This is a genomic window from Streptomyces sp. NPDC004609, assembly GCF_042873655.1.
Taxonomy (GTDB): domain Bacteria; phylum Actinomycetota; class Actinomycetes; order Streptomycetales; family Streptomycetaceae; genus Streptomyces.
Window position 1 is genome coordinate 67,322 of record NZ_JBIALS010000024.1, and the last position, 25,561, is coordinate 92,882.

The window sequence follows — 25,561 nt, forward strand, 5'->3', positions numbered from 1 at the left end:
TGTGGTTGCCGCCCGACTGCCGACCGGAGATCCGGCCGGGCGGGCCCGCGCCGCCCCTTCGGGGTCGCTCAGTCGGCGGCGGTGGCGGGAACGGGGACCTCTTGGGCCCCGCCGGTCCCGCTCTCTGCGGGCAGCCGTTGCACGCGGAGCTCCGCGATGGCCGCCTCGAAGTCTTCGAGTGAGTCGAATGCCCGATACACGGACGCGAAGCGCAGGTAGGCGACGAGGTCGAGTTCCTGCAGAGGGCCGAGTATGGCCAGACCCACGTCGTGGGTGGTCAGCTCGGCGCTGCCGGTGGCACGCACCGCCTCTTCGACCCGCTGGCCGAGCTGGGCGAGGGCGTCCTCGGTGACCGGCCGCCCCTGGCACGCCTTGCGGACGCCGGAGATGACCTTGGTACGGCTGAAGGGCTCGGTCACACCGCTGCGCTTGATCACCATCAGCGAGGCGGTTTCCACCGTCGTGAAGCGGCGCGCGCAGTCGGGACACTGCCGACGGCGCCGGATCGACGTTCCGTCGTCGGTGGTGCGACTGTCGACGACGCGGCTGTCGGGGTGCCTGCAGAAGGGGCAGTGCATGGTTCCCAACCCTCCCTCATGGCACGACTGAATAGCCCCGACATAGCTGTCGAAGCCCTCCGAAGCAGCCCCAAGCATAGGCGATGACCACGATCCCGAAAGACCGGGGACCACAACTTCTGGGCGGCACTCACAATCCAACCACTAGATCTGGGGTTTGCGCGCGCTTTCGACCCTGAAGCGTGTCGTGGCGCCCGGCTCCGGATCGCGGACGGCGCACGGGCGGTGACGCCATGGAGCCGAGGGCCGGAACGGGTACGGGGACACCGCACCGCACCGCGCCCACGGCGGGTCAACCATGCCAGGGGGGACGGCTACGACAGTACGGGAAACACCCGGTTCCTCGGATTCTCGGGCTCCGGATGCGAGACTGGATCAACGGGACGGTACATGGACCCGGAGGCCACCGGCCCTCGGACGGCCGGGCACCTGCCGCTCCGTACAGAGGTCCGAGCAGTCACCCGGCCACCTCGGCCGGGAGGACCATCCCGTGACGGCCGCCGGCCCGTGCGCCTGTCCCGCGGTTCACCTTGCCGTGGGACCCTCACCGCATACACCCAAACGCATGTCCACGTAAAGCAATCCTTGATTTTTCACTCGAACGTGTGTTTGGCGCAACCTTTCGAAACCAACTACCGTTGTCCAGCCAGGGAGACCATTCGAGAGGGGCCGACGTGACCACCACCGCAGACAGTGCCATCATCACTGCCCAGGACCGCTCCCAGAACCGATTCGAGCCGGGGCACGCCATGAAAGACGCAGCCACGACCCCCGACGGGGCCGAGCCTTCCCGGCCCACGCGGTCGCTGCCCGGACGGCCTCCAGGCATCCGGGCGGACAGCACCGGGCTCACGGATCGGCAGCGGCGCGTCATCGAGGTGATCCGTGACTCCGTGCAGCGCCGGGGGTACCCGCCGTCGATGCGCGAGATCGGCCAGGCCGTGGGGCTGTCCAGCACCTCCTCGGTCGCCCACCAGCTGATGGCGCTCGAGCGCAAGGGCTTCCTGCGCCGCGATCCGCACCGGCCCCGGGCGTACGAGGTGCGCGGTTCCGACCAGCCCAGCACCCAGCCGACCGACACCACCGGCAAGCCCGCTGCCTCGTACGTACCACTGGTCGGCAGGATCGCGGCCGGCGGCCCGATCCTCGCCGAGGAGTCGGTCGAGGACGTCTTCCCCCTCCCCCGGCAGCTGGTCGGCGACGGGGAGCTGTTCGTTCTGAAGGTCGTGGGCGATTCGATGATCGAGGCCGCGATCTGCGACGGCGACTGGGTGACCGTGCGCCGCCAGCCCGTCGCTGAGAACGGGGACATCGTGGCCGCCATGCTGGACGGCGAGGCCACGGTCAAGCGCTTCAAGCGCGAGAACGGGCATGTGTGGCTACTCCCCCACAATGCCGCCTACCAGCCGATCCCCGGCGATGAGGCGACCATCCTCGGCAAGGTCGTCGCGGTGCTCCGGCGGGTGTGACCCACACCGTCGGCCCTGGCCGGCCCCGGGACCCACTGCGCCGGTCCCGGGGCCCTGTCGTATCCGCCCGCCCCGCCAGGGACGGGCAGGCATCCAGCCCGGCAATGCCACACAGCGCCTCCTTGCTCGCGCGCCCGCTTCTCCAGGCCCGAAGCACCGGTCCGAAGAAGCGGGCGATCGTCCGCGCGCCGTCAGCTGCTATGTGCCGTCCGCCTTCGCGGCGGCATCGATCGCGGCCAGTGAGCGGCGCACCTGGTTGCGGTCCGTGGTGTACCAGAAATCCGGCAGCGAGGCCCGCAGATAGCTCCCGTAGCGAGCGTTGGCCAGCCTCGGGTCGAGGACGGCGACCACCCCCCGATCGCCCGTCGCCCGTACCAGCCGCCCCGCGCCCTGGGCCATCAGCAGCGCGGCATGCGTCGCCGCGACCGCCATGAAGCCATTGCCCCCGGCCTCCTCCACCGCTTTCTGCCGGGCACTCATCAGCGGATCGTCGGGCCTCGGGAACGGAATCCGGTCCATCACCACCAGCTGACAGCTGGGACCGGGCACATCCACTCCCTGCCACAGGGAGAGCGTGCCGAAGAGGCAGGTCCCCGGGTCCGCGGCGAAGGCCTTGATCAGCTCACCCAGTGTCTCCTCGCCCTGCAGGAGAATGGGGTTCTCAAGCCTGCCCCGTAGTTCCTCGGCAGCCGCCTGAGCGGCCCTCATGGAGGAGAACAGCCCGAGCGTACGGCCGCCGGACGCCTCCACCAGCTCGGTCAGCTCGTCCATCATGTCGCCCCGCGACCCTTCACGGCCGGGAGTCGACAGATGGCGGGCGACGTACAGAATCCCCTGCTTCGGGTAGTCGAACGGGGAACCGACGTCGAGCCCCTTCCACCGCGGGATGTCGTCACCCTCGGTCCCCTCCGGGGACAGTCCCAGCGAAGCACCCACACCGTTGAAGTCCCCGCCGAGCTTGAGGGTCGCGGACGTCAGCACCACGGAGCGGTCGGTGAACAGCTTCTCCCGCAGCAGCCCCGAGACGGTCATCGGAGCCACCCTCAGCGAGGCGCCGAAGCGGTCGTGGCGCTCGTACCAGACGACGTCGTACTCGGACCCCTGGGTGATGCGTTCCGTCACGTCGTGGATGCTCTCGACGGAGGCCAGCGCCTGCTTGCGTACGGCGTCCTCGTCCTGGACGGACTTGTCGCGGGTGGAGCCGAGGGCCGAGATGACCGTGCGGGAGGCGTCCCGCAGCGCCAGGAGGGCATAGCCGAGGTCCTCGGGGATCTCCTCCAGCCGACCTGGGAGTGCCAGCTCCATGACCCGCTCGAAGGTCTCGGTGGCCGTCTGCAGGGAGTCGGCCGCCTTCTCGTTGACCAGCTTGGCGGCCCGTCGCACCGCGCGGTTGACCTGGCCCGGTGTGAGTTCGCCCGTCGCGGCGCCGGTGACCCGGGAGACCAGCTCATGGGCTTCGTCGATCACCAGGACCTCGTGCGGCGGGAGCACGGGGGCGCCCTCGATCGCGTCGATGGCGAGCAACGCGTGGTTGGTGACGACGACGTCGGAGAGCTTGGCCCGCTCCCTGGCCATCTCGGCGAAGCACTCCGCACCGTACTGACACTTGCTCGCCCCGAGGCACTCACGGGACGAGACCGAGACCTGGGCCCATGCACGGTCCGAGACTCCCGGCGTCAGCGCGTCGCGGTCGCCCGTCTCCGTCTCGTCCGCCCAGTCCCGCATCCGCAGCAGGTCCTGACCGAGTTTGCTCGTCGGCGCCGCGGCCTCGAACGGGTCGAAGAGCCCGTCCTCCTCTTCCTGGGGAACACCCTCGTGCAGCCGGTGCAGGCAGAGATAGTTGGACCGGCCCTTGAGCATGGCGAACTCCGGGCGGCGGCGCAGCAGCGGATGCAGCGACTCGACCGTACGCGGCAGGTCGCGCTCGACCAGCTGGCGCTGAAGGGCCAGGGTCGCCGTCGCGATGACGACTCGCTCTCCGTGCGCCAGCGCCGGCACCAGATAGCCGAGGGACTTTCCGGTGCCTGTACCGGCCTGGACGAGCAGGTGCGATCCGTCGTCGACGGCCTCGGCCACGGCCTCGGCCATGCTGACCTGACCTGGCCGTTCCACCCCGCCGACGGCGGTGACGGCGGCATGGAGAAGTTCGGGGAGGGTTGGCTTCGTCATAGGCCGACAACCCTACGGCTCAGCACTGACAATCCGATCCGATCACGCCAGATCCCCTCACGCCAGCGGATTGCGTACGGTGCCGTGGACGGCCGCGTGCGGGCGCCGGGGCCGGTCGCGGTAACCGTCCAGATGCAGTCGGTTACGGTTCAGACACAGCCGCTCGATGCGCGGAACAAGCAGGTCGAATGTCTCATAACGGCCCTTGAGCTCCGGAAAGCGTGCCTGGTACCGGAGGATCTCGGCCCGTACGAGCGACCAGAACACCACCTCCCGCACCCCGAGCTGCTCCTCGCACAGCGGTGCCAGATAGCGGAACACCCCGATGAAGAGTCCGGAGTGGATGAACTGCGTGAGGAAGGAAGGTTCCTCCGTGAGCAGCACCGCGCGCACGTCGTCGGGCATGGTTCCGTGCTCGGGCAGCGGACGGGCGCTGACGTTGACGTCGTCGACGAAGTCCTTGATCGCGAGGCGCACGGGCACGTCGTTGTCGTCGTAGACGACGATGGCGTTCTCGCCGTGAGGGGAGAACACCGTGCCGTAGCGGTAGAGGAAGTGCAGCAGGGGCGGGAGGACGGCTGCCAGGAGGTGCCGGAGCCAGACGTCGGGCGCCAGACGGGAGCGGCTGACCAGCTCTGCTGTGAAGGCGCGGCCCCCGGGATCGGTGTGCAGCAGCGCCGCGAGGGTCCGGGCCCGCTCCCCGGGGGCGAGACGGGGTTCCAGCGGCTCGCGCCAGATCGCGCCGAGGAGTTCCTTGTACTGGTACGGCACCTCGGGAAGGCGGTCGTACAGCGGGTGCTCGACGGTGACCGACGCGACTTCCCCGAGGAGAATCATCCCGCACTCGTCGCGCAGGAAGGGATCCTCGTCGCGCAGGCCGTGCATCCACGCGGTGACGGCGGGTGCGGCGAGGGTGCGTTCGGTGGGGAGGCCCCGCCACACCAGGGTGTTGAGGATGGAGAGCGGCAGCTTGACGGTGTGCCGGTCGGGGCGGTCCAGGTTGAGGAATGTCCGGATGGACTGCTGTGGCAGGCGCAGATCCCCGTCGGTGGGCAGGGGGACGATGTCGTCGCGGGCGACGGCGGGTGCGAACAGCGGGAGCAGGACCTCGTCCCACTGCCAGGGGTGTACGGGTAGGAGGAGATACCCGTCGGGGTCGAGCCCTTTGGAGCGCAGGGACGCGGAGAAGGACGCGTGTACGGGGGCGCTCAGCTCCCGGGCGTAGAGGTCAGCGGCGGTGGCGAGGGCGGGGACGCCGCGGTAGACGGCGAGGCCGGAGCGGACCGCGATCCAGGGGAGCGCGACCGGTGTGCGGGCCTCGGGTGCCCAGGTGGCGGCGTCCGTGGCGGAGAAGCCGACGCGGCCCTTGTTCAGTACGAGCCAGGGGTGGCCGTTCTGGTGGCCCTCCAGCTCCGCGTAGCCGAGGTCGGCGAGTTCCGCGGCGGTCAGCGCGGTGTGGTCGAGACCGGTGTCGGCGATGAGGGTGACAGTCAGTTCCCTGAGCAGATGGCCGAGGGTGGCGCCGTCGAGGCCGAGGAGCCGGCGGGCGCGGACGACGAAGTCCAGCGGGTCGCCGTAGGGGCGGCCGTCGCGGCGGACGGAGCCGGGGACGACACGCCAGCCGCCATACGCTCCGCGGCGGGCGAGGAAGGCCAGGTAGGTCTCGGCGTCGTCGAGTTCGAGGGTGTAGGTGTGGGCGGCGGATCGGCTGCTGGTACCCGGGGCGGGAGTCCGGTCGGCCCCGGCCGTGCCGCCGGGATCGACGCGGACGGGTTCGATGATCTCCTCGTACGCGAACTCACCGATGATCTTGGCGAGCAGGCGGCCCGCCGCCCGGTCCCAGATCCGGGCGCTCAGGCCGGGCGGCGTGTACAGAGCCGGGATGTGGTGCTCGTCGGAGTCGTGAGGGGGAGGGGATTTCGGCACGGGGACTCCTTGAGTGGAACCGATGCGGGGCGAGCGGTGTATGTAGGGCAGCGGGTGGTTCACAGCACGTTCCGGAGCGTGCGGTCGCGGACCATGAGAGCGGCTCGTCTGCCGGGGAGGTCCAGTTCGGCGGAGAAGCGGTATCCACCGCTCAGGAAGGCGGCGATGGAGGGGGTGTTGCGCAGGTCCGGTTCCGCGATCACGCGTGTGCAGCGCGGGCGCTTGTCGAGTACAAGATCGGCGACGGCTCCGAGCAGGGCGGAGCCGATGCCGCGGCCACGGTCGGCGACGCCGCCGATCAGGAGGTGAATGCCTGTGTCATGGGGGCGGGCGGGGTAGTGGCGTGCCAGGGGATCGAGATCGGCACGGTAGATCTCGAAGTAGCCGAGAGGGGTGCCGTCGAGCAAGCCCAGGCAGGGGACGCTGCGGCCGTCGCCGTCGAGTTGGGCGCGGAGATGGGCGGCGGTGACGGAGTCGGGTCCCGCCAGCTCCCAGAAGGCGGCCACGGCGGGGTCGTTCATCCAGCGGCTGATCAGCGGCAGGTCACGGTCGACGTGTACGGGGACGAGCTGGAAGGCTCCCGCCGCCGTGGGGGTGGGCCCCCATCGGGCGATGTCGTCCAGCAGTGCGCCGTGGGCGGAGCCGCTTCGGGAGGCCGGGGTGCCGGGTGGCTCGGTGTCCCGGAACCGGACGGGGAATTCCTCTGGGAGCCGGAGCTCCAGGGTGTCCTCGGCCTCCGAGGCCACGGTGCCACGGTGGTCCCCGGCATGCCCGGGGGCGGCGCCCTGGGCGCGCGGAGGGACGGAACCGGGTGGAGCGCCGGGGCTCACATCGGTGGGAGGCATGTGCGCACTCCTCTCTCACGGGGTCTGCGGGTGGTGGCTCACACCTGAGGTGACGGGCTGCACCAAGCGGAGGGAAAGGACGGAAGGCGACGGAAGCGAAGGAAGGGAACGAAGCGCGACGGAAGGCGACGGAAGGAATCGGAGGAGGCCGGTTCAGGAGTGGAGGGGGTTGGTGATGGTGACGTAGACGGACTGGGTGTCGACCGGGCCGACGAGTTCGTCGAGGCCGCGCAGCCGGGTGAGAAGGTTGGCCTTGCAGCGCAGGGTGGGTGCTTCCAGGAGCAGGGCGGGGAGCGGGGAGCCCAGGCGCGCCGCGGACGCGAGAAACCGCCGGCAGGCGGCGATGAGTACGCGCTCGTCGGCGAGGCGCTGTGCCCCGAAGGCTCCGATCAGGCCGAGCACGTTGTTGATGCCGAGGTAGTAGGCGAACCGCTCGTCGGTGACCTCGTCGGAGACGAAGGTGTCGCTGAGTGAGCCGATGCCGGGAAGGCGGTGTTCGAGTTCCGCGCGACGGGACTCGCGGAAGTAGTAGCCCTGGTTGTCCCGGTAGCGGCCGCCGGCGGGCCAGCCGTCGGGGTCGAGGAGTACCAGCGTGTTCTGCTGGTGTGCTTCGAGGGCGACGCCCGCGATGGCGTCCAGCCGCAGGACGGGGCGTACAACCTGGTCGAGGTAGCGCAGGAACCACTCGGTGGCGACGGCTCCGATCGGCCGGCCCGTGCGTGCGGCCAGGTGGGTCACGATGTCGGCGAGGCGTGAGTGCATGTCGTCGCGGCCGGGCCAGGGCCGGAGCGCGGTCAGTCCCGCGATGCAGACGGCGTCGTCCCGCGCGCCGAACGGATTGTGGCGCAGGACCACATCGAGTCCGGTCACCGGCTCGGGGGCGCCGCCCTCGGCCGTCCCGTCGCCGGCGGGGTTGTCGACGGCGAGCCAGGCGGGGTCGCGGACGATGTCGAAGCCGGGGTGGGCCGCGCGCCACTGTTCGGCGAGGCCGGTCCGCAGCAGGCGGTGGACCTCGACACCGCGGTGGAGTTCCTTGCGGAGGTTCTCACGACGGGAGTTGGTGATGCGTACACCGAGGGAGAGTTTGAGCATGGCGGGTGCGCCCGGGCGGTGCACGGTCCGGACGGAGGAGGTGGGATACCAGAGGTCACCGTGCGGACCGAGGTCGTGGAGCAGCCCCGCGTCGAGGAGGGACGCGACGGCGGGCCGGTGCCGCAGCTCTCGGGCCTGCCAGGGGTGCAGGGGAAGGGCGACGGTACGGGCGGGGCACGGAAGGTCCCCGGCGAGCCGGGCGGTGAGCTGCTCGGCGGGCAGGACTCGGCCCTGTTCGGTCCAGGCCGACTCGGTGGCCAGGACGGACCGGTCGACCGCCATCCAGTGCAGGGGGAAGGAGCCGTACAACTCCGGGGCGTAGCGCCGGGCCTCGGACTCGGAGAGCCCTTCGCGGCTCTTGGGCGTGGGATGCAGGGGGTGGCCGAGCAGGAGGGACTGCTCGGCGGTGAGAAAGAGGTCCGCCTCGGGCGAGGGTCCGGGATGGGTACGGCGTTCGGCGATGAAGGCGGCCGTATGACGTACGGAGTCGGCGACCCGGCCGACGAGGTCGGTTCCCGCGCTCTGTCCGGCCTCCCGGCTGATGAGGGCCGCGACCGTCACGGCATCGGCGGCGGGTGCGTCGCGCAGCGCCTCCTCCAGTACCGGTGCGCCGAAGCGGTGCCAGCCGCCGGTCGACCAGTAGCGGACGGGGACGAGCAGCGCCGTGCCGCTGGTGTGCAGCGGGATGCGGAGGGTCGGCCCGTAGGGCCGGTCGATGCCGTTCTCCCGCACCCAGCAGCGCAGCAGGTTCTCGACGGCTGCCGCGTCCGCGGCACGGTGGGGGTCCGGATGGTCGAGAAGCTCGCCCGCCGGGGCTTGCGAGCCCGGGATCGCCATGGGGGGGCGCTGTTCACCGTGGGTCCCCGTGTGCTGGCGCGGCACCGTCGGCGCACCGGCCGTAGCGGGGCCGTGGGTCTGGCCCTGGCTTCGGTCGTGGGCCGCCGGGCTGTGGGCGCCGACGGCCCGGGACGCGTCGGGTGCGGGGGTGGGGGTGGCGTTCACGGAGAGCTTCCTTGTTGTGTGTGGATCACGGAGGGGCCGGCTGCTGTCATCGCCGCTTCGGCCCCGCCGGGCGTAAGGGGTGATCGGATCAGCCGCGCCGGACGCGTCCGGCGCGACGATGGCTCCGGCCGCGCCGGGCCCGTCAGCGCTTCGGCCGGGTGGAGCGTTCGGCCGCGGCCAGAGCGTCGGCGAAGCGGTCGAGGACGGCCGCGGCCTGTTCATCGGTGAGCGTGAGAGGCGGAAGGAGGCGTACGACAGCGGAGTGGCGTCCGCCGAGTTCGACGATCAGCCCGCGGTCCAGGCACTCCTGCCGGACGGCGGAGGCCAGCTGGGGCGCGGGCGGCGGGATCGGAGGATCGGCCGGTTCGGCGAAGGGATCGACGAGTTCGACGCCGAGCATGAGGCCCCGGCCCCGTACGTCGCCGACGACGGGGTGTGCCGCTGCCAGTGCCCGCAGTTGGCCCAGCATCCTGGCGCCGAGGGTCGCGGCGCGTGCGGCGAGCCCCTGAGTGCGTACGAAGGCGAGAGTGGCGGCACCGGCCGCCATGGCGAGCTGGTTCCCGCGGAAGGTGCCGGCGTGGGCACCGGGCTGCCAGGCGTCGAGTTCGGACCTGTAGACGATCACCGCGAGGGGAAGGGAGCCGCCGATCGCCTTGGACAGCACCATCACATCGGGCACGATCCCGCTCTGTTCCACGGCCCAGAAGGTGCCGGTGCGTCCGACCCCGGTCTGCACCTCGTCGGCGATCAGGGGGATCGCGCGGTCGGCGGTGATCCGCCGCATCCGGCGCAGCCAGGTGTCGGGGGCCGGGAAGACGCCGCCCTCCCCCTGCACCGGTTCGAGGATCATCCCGGCCGGCGCGGGGACCCCGCTCTTTGGGTCGTCCAGGAGGTTCTCGGTCCAGCGCGCACCCAGTTCGGCACCGCGCTCGCCGCCCACGCCGAACGGGCAGCGGTAGTCCTGCGGGAACGGCAGCCGGGTCACACGGACGTCGGTGGCGCCGCCCGAGGCGTCGAGGGCGCCCGCCGTCATGCCGTGGTACGCGCCGGTGAAGGCGAGGAGCCCACGGCGCCCGGTCGCCGTGCGGACGAGCTTGAGCGCCGCTTCGACGGCGTCGGTGCCCGCCGGTCCGCAGAACTGGATCCGTGCGTCATCGGCGAAGGCCGGGGGCAGGGTGGCGTACAGCTCGGTCGTGAAGGCGTCCTTCACCGGAGTGGCCAGGTCCAGGACGTGCAGGGGTGCCCCGGAGTCGACGACTTTTCTGATCGCTTCGAGCACCACCGGGTGGTTGTGTCCGAGGGCGAGCGTCCCCGCGCCGGAGAGACAGTCCAGATACCGGCGTCCGTCGGCGCCCTCGATCGTGAGCCCCTTCGCCCGTACGGGAACGATGGGCAGCGCGCGGGCGTAGGTCCGGGCGGCGGACTCGCGCAGCGACTGGCGCAGCAGGATCCCCTCATGCGTGGACGGCGGCGCGGGAGCAGGTTCGGTCACGGCCACGGCTGTTGGACCTCCAGCGGTAACTGTTGCGCTGTAACAGGTGCGTCGCACATCGGTACGGCGTCCCCCAAGCCGCCCTCCCGGGCTGCACGCTGTCTCTGCGACTCCCGTATCCCCGTACCTACCAACGACGGTGGACGCCGGGGATCACGGGCGCGGAAAAGATCGTTCCCGGCGGCGGAGCCGTGGCTGCCGCGGAACCGACGAGCCGCCGGGAACCGTCCCCATCAGCACCGGAACAGTGGGGGGCCTCGTCCGGGAAGTGCTCGGGCTTGTAGGGTTCCCGGCGGTTCCGGCAGTTGCGCGGTCAACCAGTGCGGTTCCACCGTTCAGAAGCTCAGAAGCACCGATGTCCCAGGGGGATCACGACATGCGACCCATTCGCCCAATGCTGGCGGCGGCTTCCATGGCCGCTGTACTCGCGCTGACGGCCACCGCCTGCGGTCCGAGCGAGGACAACGCGGGCGACAAGCCGAGCGCCCCCGCGAGCCTGCCCACCGACGGCGGGATCACGATCCCGGACGACATCAAGGACAGGCTCAAGGAGCACGGGATCGATCTGGACAAGTGGCGCAACGGCGAGTGGAAGAACTGGGACCGGGAGAAGTGGCTCCGCGAGGCCACGGACTACATCAACCCGATCATCGAGGGCCTGTGGGACCCGGACCGGATGCGGGACGCCGAGAAGCCCCCGGAGCAGCCGGTCGACAACGACATATCCGGTGACGAGGCTGTCACCGACCCGACGCCCGCCGCTGTCGAGGCACAGCCGGTGAAGGCTCCGTACCGGACGAACGCCCCGGCGGCGGGGAAGGTCTTCTTCGACGGCCCCCAGGGCTCGATGGTCTGTTCGGCAACCGTCGTCCAGGACCCGGCCAACCCGGGCAAGTCCAACATGGTGTGGACGGCGGGCCACTGCGTCCACGCGGGCAAGAAGGGCGGCTGGTACCGCAACATCGCCTTTGTTCCCTCGTACAACGACACCGCCAGGCCCACCGCGCAGTTGGAGGGCGCGCCCAAGGAGGAGATCGCTCCGCACGGCGTGTGGTGGGGCGACTGGGCACAGACGTCGGACCAGTGGATCAACCAGGGTGCGCCGACCGGTGGCCAGGGCGCTCCCTATGACTTCGCCGTGATCCATGTCACTCCCGAGAAGGGCGGTTCGGGCAAGTCACTGGAGGAGACGGTCGGTTCGGCGCTCCCGGTGGACTTCAACGCCCCGGCGGCACCGGAGATCGACAGCATGAGCGCGACCGGCTACCCGGCCGCGCCGCCGTTCGACGGCCAGCGGATGTTCCAGTGCGGGGACAAGCCCGGACGCCTCTCCGTCACGGCCGATCAGCCGACGATGTACCGCATCGGCTGCACCATGACCGGCGGATCGTCCGGCGGCGGCTGGGTGGCCAAGGGCCAGGACGGCAAGCCCGCCCTGGTGTCCAACACCTCGATCGGCCCGGTCTCCGCCGGCTGGCTCGCCGGACCGCGCCTCGGCCCGGAGGCCAAGGGCATCTACGACGCCGTCAGCAAGAAGTTCGCGGGCCGGTAGCCCGCCGGGCGGTTCACCGGGCACCTTCCTTCGGGTCCCGTGCAGGACGCCTCGGGGCGGACCGGCACGGGACCCGGACATGCGCGAGGTCCACCCAGCGATCGGGGCGGGGCAGGCGCCCCCGGCAGATGTCCCGGCACAGCACAGCGCCCGCCCCTCACCTGGAGGAACGGACGCAGTGGTGTCGTTCGGAACCGCGCCGGGCACGGAAGGAAACCCGTCACCCGGCGCGGTTCGCGCATTCAGTACCCGCCGTACGGACCCGTCAGCCGGCCACCGGAAGATACGGCGCCAGCGCGGCGGCCAGCTCAGAATGGACACGCGCCTTGAGCAGGGTGCCCTCCGTGGTGTGTTCTTCGGAGAGAACCTCGCCGTCGGCATGCACCCGCGAGACCAGTCCGCCCTGGGTGTACGGAACGAGAGCCTCGATCTCGACCTCGGGCCGGGGCAGTTCGACATCGATGAGCGCGAGCAGTTCGTCGATGCCCTGGCCGGTCCGCGCCGATACCGCGATCGCGTGCCGCTCGATGCGCAGCAGCCGCTGGAGCACCACAGGGTCGGCCGCGTCCGCCTTGTTGATCACCACGATCTCGGGCACGTTCACCGCGCCCACATCGCGGATGACCTCGCGCACGGCGGCCAGCTGCTCTTCCGGCGCGGGATGGGCACCGTCCACGACATGCAGGATCAGATCGGAGTCCCCGACCTCCTCCATGGTGGAGCGGAACGCCTCGACCAGGTGGTGCGGCAGATGCCGCACGAACCCGACGGTGTCGGCCAGGGTGTAGAGACGGCCGCTCGGCGTCTCGGCCCGGCGGACGGTCGGGTCCAGGGTGGCGAACAGCGCGTTCTCCACAAGGACTCCGGCGCCGGTCAGGCGGTTGAGGAGCGAGGACTTTCCGGCGTTGGTGTACCCGGCGATCGCGACCGACGGCACCTTGTTGCGCCGGCGCTCCTGCCGTTTGATCTCACGGCCGGTCTTCATCTCCGCGATCTCCCGGCGCATCTTCGCCATCTTCTCGCGGATCCGCCGCCGGTCCGTCTCGATCTTGGTCTCACCGGGTCCTCGGGTGGCCATCCCGCCACTGCCGCCGCCACCCATCTGCCGGGACAGCGACTGGCCCCAGCCGCGCAGCCTCGGCAGCATGTACTGCATCTGCGCGAGTGCGACCTGCGCCTTGCCCTCTCGGGACTTGGCGTGCTGGGCGAAGATGTCGAGGATCAGGGCGGTGCGGTCGACCACCTTGACCTTGACGACGTCCTCAAGGTGGATCAGCTGGCCGGGGCTCAGCTCTCCGTCGCACACGACGGTGTCGGCGCCGGATTCGAGGACGATGTCCCGCAGCTCCTGCGCCTTGCCCGAACCGATGTAGGTGGCCGGGTCCGGCTTGTCACGGCGCTGGATGACGCCGTCGAGCACCAGCGCGCCCGCCGTCTCGGCGAGGGCCGCGAGCTCCGCGAGGGAATTCTCCGCGTCCTGCGCCGTCCCCGAGGTCCAAACGCCGACCAGCACCACACGCTCCAGGCGCAGCTGTCGGTACTCGACCTCGGTGACGTCCTCGAGCTCGGTGGAGAGGCCCGCCACGCGCCGCAGCGCGGCACGCTCGGAGCGGTCGAACTGATCGCCGTCCCGCTCTCCGTCGATCTCGTTGCTCCAGGCGACGTCCTCTTCCATCAGGGCATCGGCCCGAAGGCTCTCGGTGCGCGTCTCGGCGAAGCTCTGCTTGTCGAAGCTCTGCTCGTCCTGGGAAGGGGATGAAGAGGAGGTCATTGGATCCTTACGTCGATGGGAGATCTGCACTGCCGGTCGCGCCGGAGGAAGCAGCCTCCGGAACGGCCTTCTTCCGTCACAACGTGTGACGGTCCGGAATGATTCCCGTATCGCGTGCGCGATGCTGTCGCACCTCGTACGAGGCGGAAACCCGGCACCGGACTGCATCGCCCGACATCTCGATGGTCGCACGGTGCCGCCGGGGCCGTCATCCCGGTTTACGAGGCCGGGGACGTCCGCCCGCCGCGCTCCGCGGCCCCCGCTCCACCGGCCTTCGGCACCTCGGCCCACCGGCCCTTGCGGACCTCGTCCTGCAGCCGCCCCGGAGCCTTGGCCCCGGCTCTCGGGGCGGTGCTCCGCCAGTCCGGATGGCCGGGCATCGGCGGCGTGCGCTCCTCGTACAGCCACGCCCGGAGGAAGGCCGTGAGGTCGCGTCCCGCGATCCGGGAGGCGAGTCGTGTGAAGTCCGCCGTGCTCGCCGTCCCGTCGCGGTACTCCCGCACCCAGGCCCGCTGCAACCGGTCGAACGCTTCCGTTCCGATCGTCTGCCGCAGCGCGTACAGGACGAGCGCGGAGCCGTCGTACACCACCGGCCGGAAGAGGCTGATCTTCTGCCCCGGCGCCGGGGGCTTCGGGGCCGCGGGCGGGCCGCCGTCGGCTCGCCACTGGTCGGAGCGCCGGTACGCCTCACGCATCCGCCACTGAAGGGTGTAGCCGTCGTTCTCCTCGGCGTGGAGGGCCTCGTACCAGGTGGCGTGTCCCTCGTTCAGCCACAGATCCGACCAGGAACGGGGGGAGACGCTGTTGCCGAACCACTGGTGGGCCAGCTCGTGGACCATGATCGAGTCGACGTACCACTCGGGGAGGGACGCACTGGTGAAGAGGGGGCGCTCGAACAGGGACAGGGTCTGCGTCTCCAGCTCGAAACCGGTACGGGCGTCGGCGACGAGCACTCCGTACGTCTCGAACGGGTAGCGGCCCACCTTCCGCTCCAGCCACTCCAGCTGGGCCGGTGTCTTCCTCAGCCAGGGTTCCAGCAAGGCGGTGTCCTCGGCCGGGACCACATCGCGCACGGGGAGCCCGCGGGGGCCCTCGCGGGTGAGGACGGCGGAGCGGCCGATGGAGACCTGGGCGAGTTCGGTGGCCATGGGGTGACGGGTGCGGTACGCCCAGGTGGTGGTCGCACCGTTCCGCTTCCGCCACTTCCGTACGCCGTTGGCCACGGCGGTCAGCTCGCTGGGGGCGGTGATACGGAAGGTGAAGTACGCCTTGTCCGCGGGGTGGTCGTTGGACGGGAAGACCCGGTGAGCGGCGTCGGCCTGGTTCGCCATGGCGAGCCCGTCACCGGTCCGCAGCCAGCCGCCGGCTTCGTTCGTGCCCCGGGGGTCGCTGGTGTGCTCGACGGTGATGCGCGCGCGTGAGCCGCGCGGGAGGGTGATGACCGGCCGCACCACCAGATCCTCCCCCGCGGTCGCGAAGCCGGCGCGGATTCCGTTCACCCTGACCGTGCGTACCGTGCCGTGGGTGAAGTCCAGGTTGATCCGTTCCAGCCGTTCGGTCAGGCGCGCGTCGATCGTGGTCACGGCGTCCAGGGGCGTGGTGTTGCTGCCGTGGTAGGTGAGGTCGATGTCGTAGGCCAGGACGTCGTATCCGGGATTGCCGAGCTGGGGGAAGAGCGGGTCGCCGATGCCGAGTGCGGTCGGTGCGGGCGGCGGCGGGGCCGCGGCGACGAGGACGGCGGACGCGAGAGCGAGCAGGGCCGCGCGCAGCGGACGCCGTCGCCCACCGCGACGCGCGGGGAGAGGCGGCTGAGAGCCCTGCGGGGGCTCGGGCCGTGTGCGCGAGACGGAGGGAGCGGGGGGTTCGGGCAGCATGCACTACCGCTATCAGCGCGCCACGGCGCCGGACCCGGCGGCGCGCGCCGTACCACCCGAACGAGGTCAGCCGGTGGCCGCTGGATGCTGGGTGCGGCTGACGTCGTACACCCCCGGCACATCGCGCATGGCACGCATCAGCGAGGGAAGCCCGGCCGCGTCCGGGAGTTGCAGGGTGTACGTGTGCCGTACGCGCTGTTCGCTGGGCGGTTCGACGGTGGCCGAGACGACGGCCGCGCCCTTGGCGGCGATGGCCTCGGTGAGATCGGCGAGCAGTCTGGGACGGCCGAACGACTCGGCGACCAGGGTCACCCGGCAGCCGGCGGCGTCCCCCCAGCGCACCGGGACCGGCTCGCGTTCAAGGGACTTCATCCGGGAGGCGGCGGGGCACTCCTCGCGGTGCACGGTCACCACGCCGCCGCGTACCGCGAAGCCGGTGACCGGGTCGGGCGGCACGGGCGTACAGCACCCGGCGAGCCGTACGGTCGCGTCGGGCACGTCGACGACGGCGTTGGCGGTGCTGGGACGACCGGCGGCGACGGGGGCGGGCCTGCGGCGCGTCACCGCCGGCACGTCCTCCCCCGCCGGGTTGGCGTCGAGCCACGCCGTGATGGCGATGCGCGCGGCGGGCGTACGGGCGTGGTCGAGCCAGTCGGGCGACGGCCCGGAGACGGTGCCGGGGTTGCCCTGCGAGCCCTCGCCGTCAAACGGGGGCCGGGCCTCGTGGGCGCCGCTGCGGTTGCCGGAGGCGTGCCGGGGGCTCTCGTTCCGGGGGCCGGGGCCCTCGTGGGTGGTCCGCGCGTCGTTCGCGAGCAGCAGATGGACGGTGTCGCCGTCCTTGAGGACGGTGCTCAGCGTCGCCAGGCGGCCGTTGACACGGGCGCCGATGCAGGCGTGGGCCAGTTCGCCGTACTGCGCGTAGGCGGCGTCGACACAGCTCGCGCCGGCGGGCAGCCCGAGCATCCGGCCGTCGGCGCGGAAGACGGTGATCTCGCGGTCCTGTGCGAGATCGGCGCGCAGCGACGTCCAGAAGGTGTCGGAGTCGGGGGTGGACTCCTGCCACTCCAGCAGGCGGGAGAGCCAGCCGGGCCGTGTCGGGTCGGCGCGTTCGCCGTCGGCGGGCTCGGCCCCGGCGCCTTCCGCGGGCGGGTACGGATTGCCGAGCGCGATCACTCCGGCCTCGGCGACCTTGTGCATCTGGTGGGTCCGGATGAGGACCTCGGCGACCGCGCCGTCCGGCCCGGCGACGGCGGTGTGCAGCGACTGGTACAGATTGAACTTGGGTGCGGCGATGAAGTCCTTGAACTCGGAGATCACCGGTGTGAAGCAGGTGTGCAGCTCGCCGAGCACCCCGTAGCAGTCGGCGTCCTCGCCGACCAGGACGAGCAGCCGCCCGAAGTCGGTGCCGCGCAGTTCGCCGCGCTTTTGGCTGACGCGGTGCACGGAGACGAAGTGCCGGGGCCTGATCAGGACTTCGGCGGTGATTCGGGCGTCCCTCAGCACCGCCCGGAAGCGTTCGGCCGTGGAGTCGAGCGCGGCGTCCGCCGTGGTGTTCCCGGCGATCAGGGCGCGGGTGCGCTCGTACTCCTCGGGATGGAGGATCGCGAAGACGAGGTCCTCCAGCTCGGTCTTGAGCGCCTGTACGCCGAGCCGTTCGGCGAGCGGAATGAGGACCTCGCGGGTGACCTTGGCGATACGGACCTGTTTCTCGGGGCGCATCACCCCGAGGGTGCGCATGTTGTGCAGCCGGTCGGCGAGCTTGATGGACATCACACGGACGTCGTTGCCGGTGGCGACGAGCATCTTGCGGAAGGTCTCGGGCTCGGCCGCCGCGCCGTAGTCGACCTTCTCCAGCTTGGTGACCCCGTCGACCAGATACGCGACTTCGGCCCCGAACTCGGTCTTGACCTGTTCGAGCGTCACTTCGGTGTCCTCGACGGTGTCGTGGAGGAGTGACGCGGTCAGGGTCGTGGTCTCCGCGCCCAGTTCGGCGAGGATCAGGGTCACGGCGAGCGGGTGGGTGATGTACGGCTCGCCGCTCTTGCGGAACTGCCCCCGATGGGACGTCTCCGCGAGGACGTACGCCTTGTGCAGGGTCGCGAGATCCGCGTCGGGGTGGTGCGCCCGGTGGACGTCGGCGACATGTCCGATCGCGTCGGGGAGACGGTCCCGGCCTGCCGGGCCGAGGAGCGCGGCGCGGCCCAGCCTGCGGAGGTCGATCCTGGGACGGCCGCGTCTGCGGCTGTGGGCACCAGGGTTGGCGGCCTCTGCACTCATGGGGCACCTCCGGGCGGCATTCGACCGGCGGTGGGAAGAGCAGGTGTGCCCTCCGGGCCGGTGCTTGATGCTACCGAGCCCACCACGTGGAGCAGTCCGGCTCTCGCCGAGCGTGAACCGGATCACCCATTCGAGCGAAGCTCTATCCGGTGGCGGTTCCGGAGTGCGCGAGAAGGGCAGGCGCGAGGTGACCCTCCGCGACGATGACCGCCGGTCCCGTCATCTCGATCCCGCCGTCGGGCCGTTCCGTGATCACCAGCCGTCCGCCGGGCAGATCCACGGTGTACGTGACGGGGGTGCCGGTCGCCGAGGGGTCGGTACCGTCCCTGCGGGCCGCGGCGACGGCCACGGCACACGCGCCCGTGCCGCAGGAGCGCGTCTCGCCCGAGCCCCTTTCGTGGACCCGCATGGCGACATGGCGCTCGCCGCGGTCGACGACGAACTCGATGTTGACTCCGTCCGGGTAGACGGCCGTCGGGGTGAAGGAGGGCTCGGAGCGCAGATCGCCCGCGTGGTCCAGGTCGTCGACGAACACGACCGCGTGCGGGTTGCCCATGCCGACATTGCGCGCGGGCCAGGCGCGGCCGTCCACGGTGACGGTGACGCTCTCCCCGGGGAGGGTGGCGCGGCCCATGAAGACGGTGATGTCGCCGTCCTCCTCAGGCGTCGCGCTCTTCGCCAGGTGCACCTTCTTCACGCCGCCGCGGGTGGCCACGGCCAGATCACCGGCCCCGGTGTGGCCCGCGCGCTGGAGGTAGCGGGCGAAGACGCGGACGCCGTTGCCGCACATCTCGGCGATCGATCCGTCCGCGTTCCGGTAGTCCATGAACCACTCGGCCTCGTCCGCCATGGCCCGGGCCTCCGGGTGCGCCGCGGACCGGACGACATGCAGCAGACCGTCGCCGCCGATGCCCGCGCGCCGGTCGCAGAGCCGGGCGACGGCGGAGGCGGACAGGTCCAGGCCGTTGTCGGGGTCGGGGACGATCACGAAGTCGTTCTCGGTGCCGTGGCCCTTGAGGAAGGCGACGGCACCGGTCGACGCGGTCGGTGAGGACTGTGCGGTGGTCACGTCGTCCATCGTACGAGGAGGGTCCGACAGCGGCCCCCGCACCGCGACGGGGACCGCGGGTGGCCGACCGGCCGACGGCGCCCTGTGCCGGGGGGTGACGGGGCATCCGGCGAAGGAACGCACGGGCGGGTGCGGGACGTCAGCGGAGGCGGGCCACGCGCCAGACGGCCAGGGCGACGATCAGGAGGCCCACCCCGACGTAGAGGGCGAGAACACGCCAGTCCGGACGCTCCCCGGAGCCGCGTGCCGGCAGGCCCGGCCAGGTGTGGCCCACGCGGCGGGCGGCCATCACGCCCCAGCCGGCGGCACAGCAGCTGATCAGCAGGCCCAGCATGGCGACGACGGCGCCGCCGTCACCCGTACCGAAGGCGAGGGGGAATGCGAACATCAGGGAACCGACCGCGGCGAGCGTCACAATGGGCGCGAGCTGCCAGATCCGCAGCCTGCGGGCGGGACGCAGCTCGACCTCGACCTCGTCCGTCAGCAGGTCCTGGTCGTCCGGGCCGTCCGGGCTCAGACGGGCCAGACCGTCCACGGCGTCCCGTGGCTGCTGCTCGGTGTCGTGAGGGCCGGCCTCCATCGCCACGCGCCCTCCCAACTCGGACTCCACGTCGATCGATGCTCGATGATGGCACGGTCGGGGGCGCCTGATTGACGGGCATGGCGTCCCGATGCCATCACGTGATCAGGCTGTAACCGCTCGTTCGATCAACGTCAGCGCCAGTCGCGGAAGTTCCCCGCGGTCCGCGACCGCCCCACTCAACCAATGCACCCGCGGATCGCGTCTGAACCACGAATCCTGACGGCGCGCGAAGCGCTTGGTGGCACGGACGGTCTCGTCGCGCGCCTCCTGCTCGGTGCACTCCCCCGCGAGCGCTGTGAGGACCTGCTGGTAGCCGAGGGCGCGTGATGCCGTACGCCCCTCGCGCAACCCCCGCGCCTCCAGGGCACGCACTTCGTCGACGAGCCCCGCCTCCCACATCCGGTCGACACGCCGGGCGATGCGCTCGTCGAGCTCGGGGCGGGCGACATCGACGCCGATCTGGACCGTGTCGTAGACGGCGTCGTGGCCGGGGAGATTGGCGGTGAAGGGCTTGCCGGTGATCTCGATCACTTCCAGCGCCCGGACGATCCGGCGCCCGTTGCCGGGCAGGATCGCGCGGCCGGCCTCGGGGTCGGCCGCTGTGAGGCGCGCGTGCAGAGCCCCCGAGCCTTCGGTGACGAGTTCCGCCTCCAGCCGGGCGCGGACGGCGGGGTCGGTGCCGGGGAATTCGAGGGCGTCGATGGCGCCGCGTACGTAGAGCCCCGAGCCGCCGACGAGGACCGGTGTACGGCCTTCGGCGAGGAGCCGGTCGATCTCGGCCCGGGCGAGTCTCTGGTACTCGGCGACGCTGGCCGTCTCCGTGACGTCCCAGATGTCGAGGAGGTGGTGCGGGACGCCACCTCGCTCCCCGGGCGTCAGCTTGGCGGTGCCGATGTCCATCCCCCGGTACAGCTGCATGGAGTCGGCGTTGACGACTTCACCGCCCAGCTGCTGGGCGAGGAAGACACCCAGATCGGACTTTCCGGCCGCTGTGGGGCCGACGACGGCGATGACCCGCGGAGCGGGAGCTGCACTTCTCACCGTCCCAGTCTCCCAAACCCCCGGAGGTGTCCCCGAACGAGCGAGGTGACGGCGGAGCGGGGGCTTCGTTGCCTGTTCCGAGGTTTCGCGCGCCGGTTTCGGACCGGCGTTCCCGGGGAGACGCAACAGGGCGCACCGGGCGGCGCGGAACTTCGGCCGCACGAGTACGCTATGGAGTAAATATGGGCGTTTTCTCATGGTTCAGCCGTAAGTCCCGGGCGACGGTCGAGGCATCGGCCGACACCGGAAGCGGCGAAACGGCCGCGGCTCCCGAGGCCACGGAGGCCGAGGGTGTCGTGGCCGCGGTCGCCGAGGGCGTGGAGATTCCCCGGCAGCAGTCGGCCGGGGACGCCGCGGACAGCGAGACCGGAGAGGGCGCCCGAAAGTAGTAGGTACGGGTGGCAGCCGCCGGTTGCCGCCGTCGCCACGAGGGAAGGTGGCCCATGGGTCTCATGGACACGCTGAAGGCCAAGCTCGCCCCGGCCAAGGACAAGGTCTCCGACCTCGCGCAGCAGCACGGGGGCAAGATCGAGAGCGGTCTGGACAAGGCAGCGAAGGCGGTCGACTCGCGGACCAAGGGCAAGTACAGCGGGAAGATCGAGTCCGGTACCGGCAAGGCCAAGGAGGCACTGGACCGCATCGCCCACAAGGACGACGGCGGCACCCCGCCGCCTCCCGCCTCGCCGCCTCCCGCCGCCTGAGCGGAGCCGCGGCACAGCGCCGGACGGCCACGGAACACCTGGTTCCGTGGCCGTCCGGCGTATGCGGCCCGGTACCGGTCCCGGGCCCGCCCGGTCCACCCCGAAGTCGTGCCCGGCGTATTCCGCCGAGGCGGCGGGTTCCGTGAGCACGGCAGCCGCTGTGGCCGTGGCGGCTGGGGTCTTTGGTTTGGGATCGGGCCGGGTGGGGAGAGCCCCCACCCCGGCCCAAGGGCCGTGGGGGCCATCAGCAACCGACGACAACGCAGCAGGACGCCCATGCCCGCAGGGCTACGGGGACACGTGCGGTGCCAGGGCACGCAAGCCCGGCGGGATCCGGACGGGAGGCCCTAGGACCAGGCGGCCACGAAGTAGCCGACGCCGTAAGGAGCGCCCTCGTAGAGAAGACGGCCGGTGAGCCCCGCGCCCTCGGCGGCCCCGGCCAGCACCTGCCAGGGGGCCCGGCCCGCTGCCTTCAGTTCGTCCGCCGGCGACACATCAAGGCCCGCGAGTGTTCCGATGTCGGCGTTCCCCAGGGCTCGGGCCGCCAGCGCGTCGAAGCCCGCGGCGCGCTCGTCCAGGTAGCCCGGGGCCTTGAATGTGCGGCAGGCGCTGCCGTCGCCCATGGCGAGCAGCGCCACCCGGTCGGCCCGCCCGGCGATCTCCCGGCCCGTTTCCCGGCAGAGCGCGGGCGCGAGCGATTCGGCGATCCCCAGGCCCTCCGCCGGGGAGCCCCAGCGGCCGCGGTCGAGCAGCCACGCCCCGACGGCGAGGGACGGCGGCAGCTGCCGTTCCGTGCGCCCCCCGGCCCCGAGGCGTACCTCCAGATCGACGCCGAACCCCCGGAACGAACCCGTCGCTCCGGCCGGGTGCGCGCCGCGCTCCTTCTGCCCGGCGGGCCCGACCACGACGAGCAGATCGGGCCGTGCGGCGGCGAGCACCGCGAGCGCGTCGGAGCATGCGGTCCGCGCCGCGTCGAGTTCGGGCGCGGCACCTGCTGCGACCTCGGGCACGAGCAGAGGCGGACAGGGGCACACGGCGGCGGCGACAAGCATGATCGTCACCCTAATGCGTGATCGGCGGCCCGACGCGGATGCGACGGCCCGGGGAAGGGAACGGGGGACGGCAGGCGGAATGCTGACGGTGGGCTTACGGACCACAGCCGGGACCCGCGCGGGAGGCGGGACCCGGCGGTCCGGGCCACGACCGCGTCCGCGGCCGATCCTGGACCGGGATCGCCCGCGGAAGGCCCCGGTGAACCGTCAGTCGCAGCCGCAGCCGGGAGTGGTCGTGGCGGGCAGCGGAGCCGGGACGCCGATCTTCGGCAGACCCAGCAGGACTCCGGTGGGCTTAGCGGCCTCCGCCGCGTTCCGCTTCTCCCAGGCATCGCCCGCGCGGGTTCGGCGTACCGACGTCGTCGTGCCCTCCGCCAGCAGATGGTGCGGCGCCGCGTAGGTGATCTCGACGGTCACCACGTCGCCCGGCCGCACCTCGTCGGCCGGCTTGGTGAAGTGGACCAGGCGGTTGTCGGGCGCGCGGCCGGACAGACGGTGGGTGGTGCCGTCCTTGCGGCCCTCGCCCTCGGCGACCATGACTTCCAGGGTGCGGCCGACCTGCTTCTTGTTCTCGTCCCAGGAGATCTCCTCCTGGAGGGCGACCAGCCGCTCGTAACGCGCCTGTACGACCTCCTTCGGGATCTGGCCCTCCATGGTCGCGGCCGGGGTGCCGGGGCGCTTGGAGTACTGGAACGTGAAGGCGTTCGCGAAGCGGGCCTCACGGACCGTGTGCATCGTCTGCTCGAAGTCCTCCTCGGTCTCGCCGGGGAAGCCCACGATGACGTCGGTCGAGATCGCGGCGTGCGGGATCGCGGCGCGCACCTTCCGGATGATTCCGAGGAATCGCTCCTGGCGGTAGGAACGGCGCATCGCCTTCAGGACGGTGTCCGAACCTGACTGGAGCGGCATGTGCAGCTGGGGCATCACATTCGGCGTCTCGGCCATCGCGGCGATGACGTCGTCGGTGAAGTCGCGGGGGTGCGGGGAGGTGAAGCGGACGCGCTCCAGACCGTCGATCCGCCCGCAGGCCCGCAGCAGCTTGCCGAATGCCTCGCGGTCGCCGATGTCGGAGCCGTACGCGTTCACGTTCTGGCCGAGCAGGGTGATCTCGGAGACGCCCTCGTCGACGAGGGCCTCGATCTCGGCCAGGATGTCGCCGGGGCGCCGGTCCTTCTCCTTGCCGCGCAGCGCGGGCACGATGCAGAAGGTGCAGGTGTTGTTGCAGCCGACGGAGATGGAGACCCATGCGGCGTACGCGGACTCCCGGCGGGTCGGCAGGGTCGACGGGAACGCCTCCAGCGACTCCGCGATCTCGACCTGAGCCTCCTCCTGAACGCGGGCGCGCTCCAGCAGGACGGGCAGCTTGCCGATGTTGTGCGTGCCGAAGACGACGTCGACCCAGGGCGCGCGCGTGACGATGGTGTCGCGGTCCTTCTGGGCGAGGCAGCCGCCGACGGCGATCTGCATGCCGGGCCGCCTGGTCTTCATGGGGGCGAGCCGTCCGAGGTTGCCGTACAGCTTGTTGTCGGCGTTCTCGCGGACCGCGCAGGTGTTGAAGACGACGACGTCGGCGTCACCGTCGGCGCCCTCGGGGGCGCGGACGTACCCGGCAGTCTCCAGCAGGCCCGAGAGGCGTTCGGAATCATGGACGTTCATCTGGCACCCGTAGGTGCGCACCTCGTACGTTCGCTTGACGTCCACTGCTCCGCTCCGGTCCCTGCTGCTCATGCATCAAGAGTAGGCGGTGGTACGAGTGCCTCCGGCCCGGTACCCCGGACCCGTATCCACGGGGGCGATCGGGCCGGTGGCCGCGGCCCGGTTCCGCGAGAAGGGAGCAGGTGTTCGGAGGACACGGTTCCACCTGTGGCGTCCACTGGACAGGGCCTGGCCAGCACAGTGAGCGGACTGGCAGGATCGCAAACATGTTCCAGGCCCTGACCCGCATCAGCCGCCGTCGCACCCTCACCGGGGCCACGGCGCTCGTCGTGGTGCTCGGCCTGCTCGGGTGGTGGATCCTGCCCCTCGGGGACTCCGCGCCCCGCGGCCGGATCACCTTCAGCACAGGCGTCCAGAACGGTGTGTACCAGCGGTACGGGGTTCTGCTGGAGGAGGCCCTCGCCCGCGATCTGCCGGATGTCGACATAGACCTGCGGCAGAGTGAGGGCTCGCAGGAGAATCTGGCCCGGGTGGCCTCGGGCGAGGCCGATTTCACCATCGCCACCGCCGACGCCGTGGCGAAGTACCAGCTGGAGGGCAAGCCGGGGGCCGATCGCCTGAGGGGCTGCGCGCGGCTGTACGACGACTATGTGCAGCTGGTGGTACCCCGGGACTCACGGGTGCAGAGAGTCAAGGACCTGCGCGGCAAGAAGGTCGGCGTCGGGCAGGAGGGGTCCGGCGTCCGGATCATCGCCGAGCGGCTGCTCATCGCCGCGGGGCTCGACCCGGACAAGGACGTCACACCCGTGCCCCTGGGGATAGACACCGTCCCTGACCGGCTGGAGCAGGGCAGGCTCGACGCCTTCTTCTGGTCGGGCGGGCTGCCGACCAGCGCCGTCGAAAGGCTGTCGGAGCGTTTTGCGATACGGCTGGTGCCGCTGGAGTCCGGATTGGTGAAGGAGGTGCACACTACGAGCGACGCGACGAACTACTACCGTCTGGCCGTGATGCCGCCCGACGCCTATGTCCAGGTGCAGAGCGGTCTCCCGGTGGCGACGATGGCCGTGGCCAATCTGCTGGTGACCACGGACACCATGGACAAGGCGATGGTCGAGGGCTTCACCCGGACCGTGATCAAGAGCAGGGACCGAATAGGCCGCACGGTCCACCCGGCCCAGCTGGTGGACCTGCGGACCGCGATCTATACGGCACCGCTTCCCCTGCACAAAGGGGCGAAGCGCTACTACAGCTCGGTCAAGCCGTAGACGGCGGACTTCCGCCCCCGGCGGTGACGAGTCCCGCGGCCCGCACCGGGCCGCGGTCCCGATGCCGGACCCGTGGCCTGCGCCGACCGGTGGTCCCCGTGCCCGGCCGGAGCCCGCAGGTTCGCATGACTCATGGCGGGCGGCCAC

The 25,561-nt window shown here is 71.2% G+C and carries 19 protein-coding genes; 5 read left to right on the forward strand and 14 right to left on the reverse strand.

What is annotated here, in order from left to right; translation table 11 throughout:
• Positions 1–68: 68 nt before the first annotated feature.
• Positions 69–578, reverse strand: a complete 510-nt coding sequence (nrdR, locus tag ACFYT4_RS23255) for a transcriptional regulator NrdR (protein ID WP_389272124.1) — start codon at positions 576–578, stop codon at positions 69–71.
• A 674-nt stretch (positions 579–1,252) separates the two neighbouring features.
• Between nrdR and lexA the strand changes: the two genes are divergently transcribed.
• A complete protein-coding gene (gene lexA / locus ACFYT4_RS23260; protein WP_389272127.1) occupies positions 1,253–2,047 on the forward strand; it encodes a transcriptional repressor LexA in 795 nt (264 codons plus the stop codon).
• Positions 2,048–2,245: 198 nt separating this feature from the next.
• Here lexA and ACFYT4_RS23265 read toward each other — a convergent pair whose 3' ends face one another.
• The 5 genes from ACFYT4_RS23265 to ACFYT4_RS23285 all read right to left on the reverse strand — a co-directional run bounded on the left by ACFYT4_RS23265 (position 2,246) and on the right by ACFYT4_RS23285 (position 10,579).
• Positions 2,246–4,216 carry an ATP-dependent DNA helicase gene (locus tag ACFYT4_RS23265; protein WP_389272130.1) on the reverse strand — a complete coding sequence of 657 codons (1,971 nt, stop codon included), beginning with the start codon at positions 4,214–4,216 and terminating at the stop codon, positions 2,246–2,248.
• A 57-nt stretch (positions 4,217–4,273) separates the two neighbouring features.
• Complete coding sequence (locus ACFYT4_RS23270; protein WP_389272133.1) at positions 4,274–6,142, reverse strand: IucA/IucC family protein; 1,869 nt, start codon at positions 6,140–6,142, stop codon at positions 4,274–4,276.
• 59 nt (positions 6,143–6,201) lie between these two features.
• Positions 6,202–6,987: a GNAT family N-acetyltransferase gene (locus ACFYT4_RS23275; protein WP_389272136.1), complete on the reverse strand. Its 786-nt coding sequence runs from the start codon at positions 6,985–6,987 to the stop codon at positions 6,202–6,204.
• A 153-nt stretch (positions 6,988–7,140) separates the two neighbouring features.
• Positions 7,141–9,081 carry an IucA/IucC family protein gene (locus ACFYT4_RS23280; RefSeq protein ID WP_389272139.1) on the reverse strand — a complete coding sequence of 647 codons (1,941 nt, stop codon included), beginning with the start codon at positions 9,079–9,081 and terminating at the stop codon, positions 7,141–7,143.
• Between the two features lie 142 nt (positions 9,082–9,223).
• On the reverse strand, positions 9,224–10,579 hold the full coding sequence (locus ACFYT4_RS23285; protein WP_389272142.1) for a diaminobutyrate--2-oxoglutarate transaminase family protein: 1,356 nt from the start codon (positions 10,577–10,579) through the stop codon (positions 9,224–9,226).
• 370 nt (positions 10,580–10,949) lie between these two features.
• Here ACFYT4_RS23285 and ACFYT4_RS23290 point away from each other — a divergent pair, with 370 nt between their 5' ends.
• The gene (locus ACFYT4_RS23290; protein WP_389272145.1) at positions 10,950–12,125 is read left to right on the forward strand and encodes a hypothetical protein; all 1,176 of its coding nucleotides are present in this window, start codon (positions 10,950–10,952) and stop codon (positions 12,123–12,125) included.
• A gap of 265 nt (positions 12,126–12,390) precedes the next feature.
• On the opposite strand, the gene hflX is transcribed toward ACFYT4_RS23290, so the two are convergent.
• From hflX to miaA, 6 genes are all read right to left on the reverse strand, one after another.
• Positions 12,391–13,896, reverse strand: coding sequence for a GTPase HflX (gene hflX, locus ACFYT4_RS23295; protein WP_389272148.1), 1,506 nt, complete (start codon positions 13,894–13,896; stop codon positions 12,391–12,393).
• A gap of 218 nt (positions 13,897–14,114) precedes the next feature.
• Complete coding sequence (locus tag ACFYT4_RS23300) at positions 14,115–15,770, reverse strand: M1 family metallopeptidase (protein ID WP_389272151.1); 1,656 nt, start codon at positions 15,768–15,770, stop codon at positions 14,115–14,117.
• Positions 15,771–15,836: 66 nt separating this feature from the next.
• Positions 15,837–18,047, reverse strand: a complete 2,211-nt coding sequence (locus ACFYT4_RS23305; RefSeq protein WP_389272154.1) for a RelA/SpoT family protein — start codon at positions 18,045–18,047, stop codon at positions 15,837–15,839.
• A gap of 142 nt (positions 18,048–18,189) precedes the next feature.
• Positions 18,190–19,125, reverse strand: a complete 936-nt coding sequence (gene dapF / locus ACFYT4_RS23310; protein ID WP_389272157.1) for a diaminopimelate epimerase — start codon at positions 19,123–19,125, stop codon at positions 18,190–18,192.
• A 130-nt stretch (positions 19,126–19,255) separates the two neighbouring features.
• Positions 19,256–19,696, reverse strand: coding sequence for a hypothetical protein (locus ACFYT4_RS23315; protein ID WP_389272277.1), 441 nt, complete (start codon positions 19,694–19,696; stop codon positions 19,256–19,258).
• 105 nt (positions 19,697–19,801) lie between these two features.
• On the reverse strand, positions 19,802–20,740 hold the full coding sequence (gene miaA / locus ACFYT4_RS23320; RefSeq protein WP_389272160.1) for a tRNA (adenosine(37)-N6)-dimethylallyltransferase MiaA: 939 nt from the start codon (positions 20,738–20,740) through the stop codon (positions 19,802–19,804).
• A 182-nt stretch (positions 20,741–20,922) separates the two neighbouring features.
• Here miaA and ACFYT4_RS23325 point away from each other — a divergent pair, with 182 nt between their 5' ends.
• Positions 20,923–21,129, forward strand: a complete 207-nt coding sequence (locus ACFYT4_RS23325) for a gliding motility protein (protein WP_389272163.1) — start codon at positions 20,923–20,925, stop codon at positions 21,127–21,129.
• 54 nt (positions 21,130–21,183) lie between these two features.
• Positions 21,184–21,441, forward strand: a complete 258-nt coding sequence (locus ACFYT4_RS23330) for an antitoxin (protein WP_389272166.1) — start codon at positions 21,184–21,186, stop codon at positions 21,439–21,441.
• 347 nt (positions 21,442–21,788) lie between these two features.
• On the opposite strand, the gene ACFYT4_RS23335 is transcribed toward ACFYT4_RS23330, so the two are convergent.
• Positions 21,789–22,493, reverse strand: coding sequence for a class III extradiol dioxygenase subunit B-like domain-containing protein (locus tag ACFYT4_RS23335; RefSeq protein ID WP_389272169.1), 705 nt, complete (start codon positions 22,491–22,493; stop codon positions 21,789–21,791).
• 207 nt (positions 22,494–22,700) lie between these two features.
• Positions 22,701–24,221: a tRNA (N6-isopentenyl adenosine(37)-C2)-methylthiotransferase MiaB gene (miaB, locus tag ACFYT4_RS23340; RefSeq protein WP_389272172.1), complete on the reverse strand. Its 1,521-nt coding sequence runs from the start codon at positions 24,219–24,221 to the stop codon at positions 22,701–22,703.
• A 194-nt stretch (positions 24,222–24,415) separates the two neighbouring features.
• Here miaB and ACFYT4_RS23345 point away from each other — a divergent pair, with 194 nt between their 5' ends.
• The gene (locus ACFYT4_RS23345) at positions 24,416–25,414 is read left to right on the forward strand and encodes a TAXI family TRAP transporter solute-binding subunit (RefSeq protein WP_389272175.1); all 999 of its coding nucleotides are present in this window, start codon (positions 24,416–24,418) and stop codon (positions 25,412–25,414) included.
• Positions 25,415–25,561: the final 147 nt, after the last annotated feature.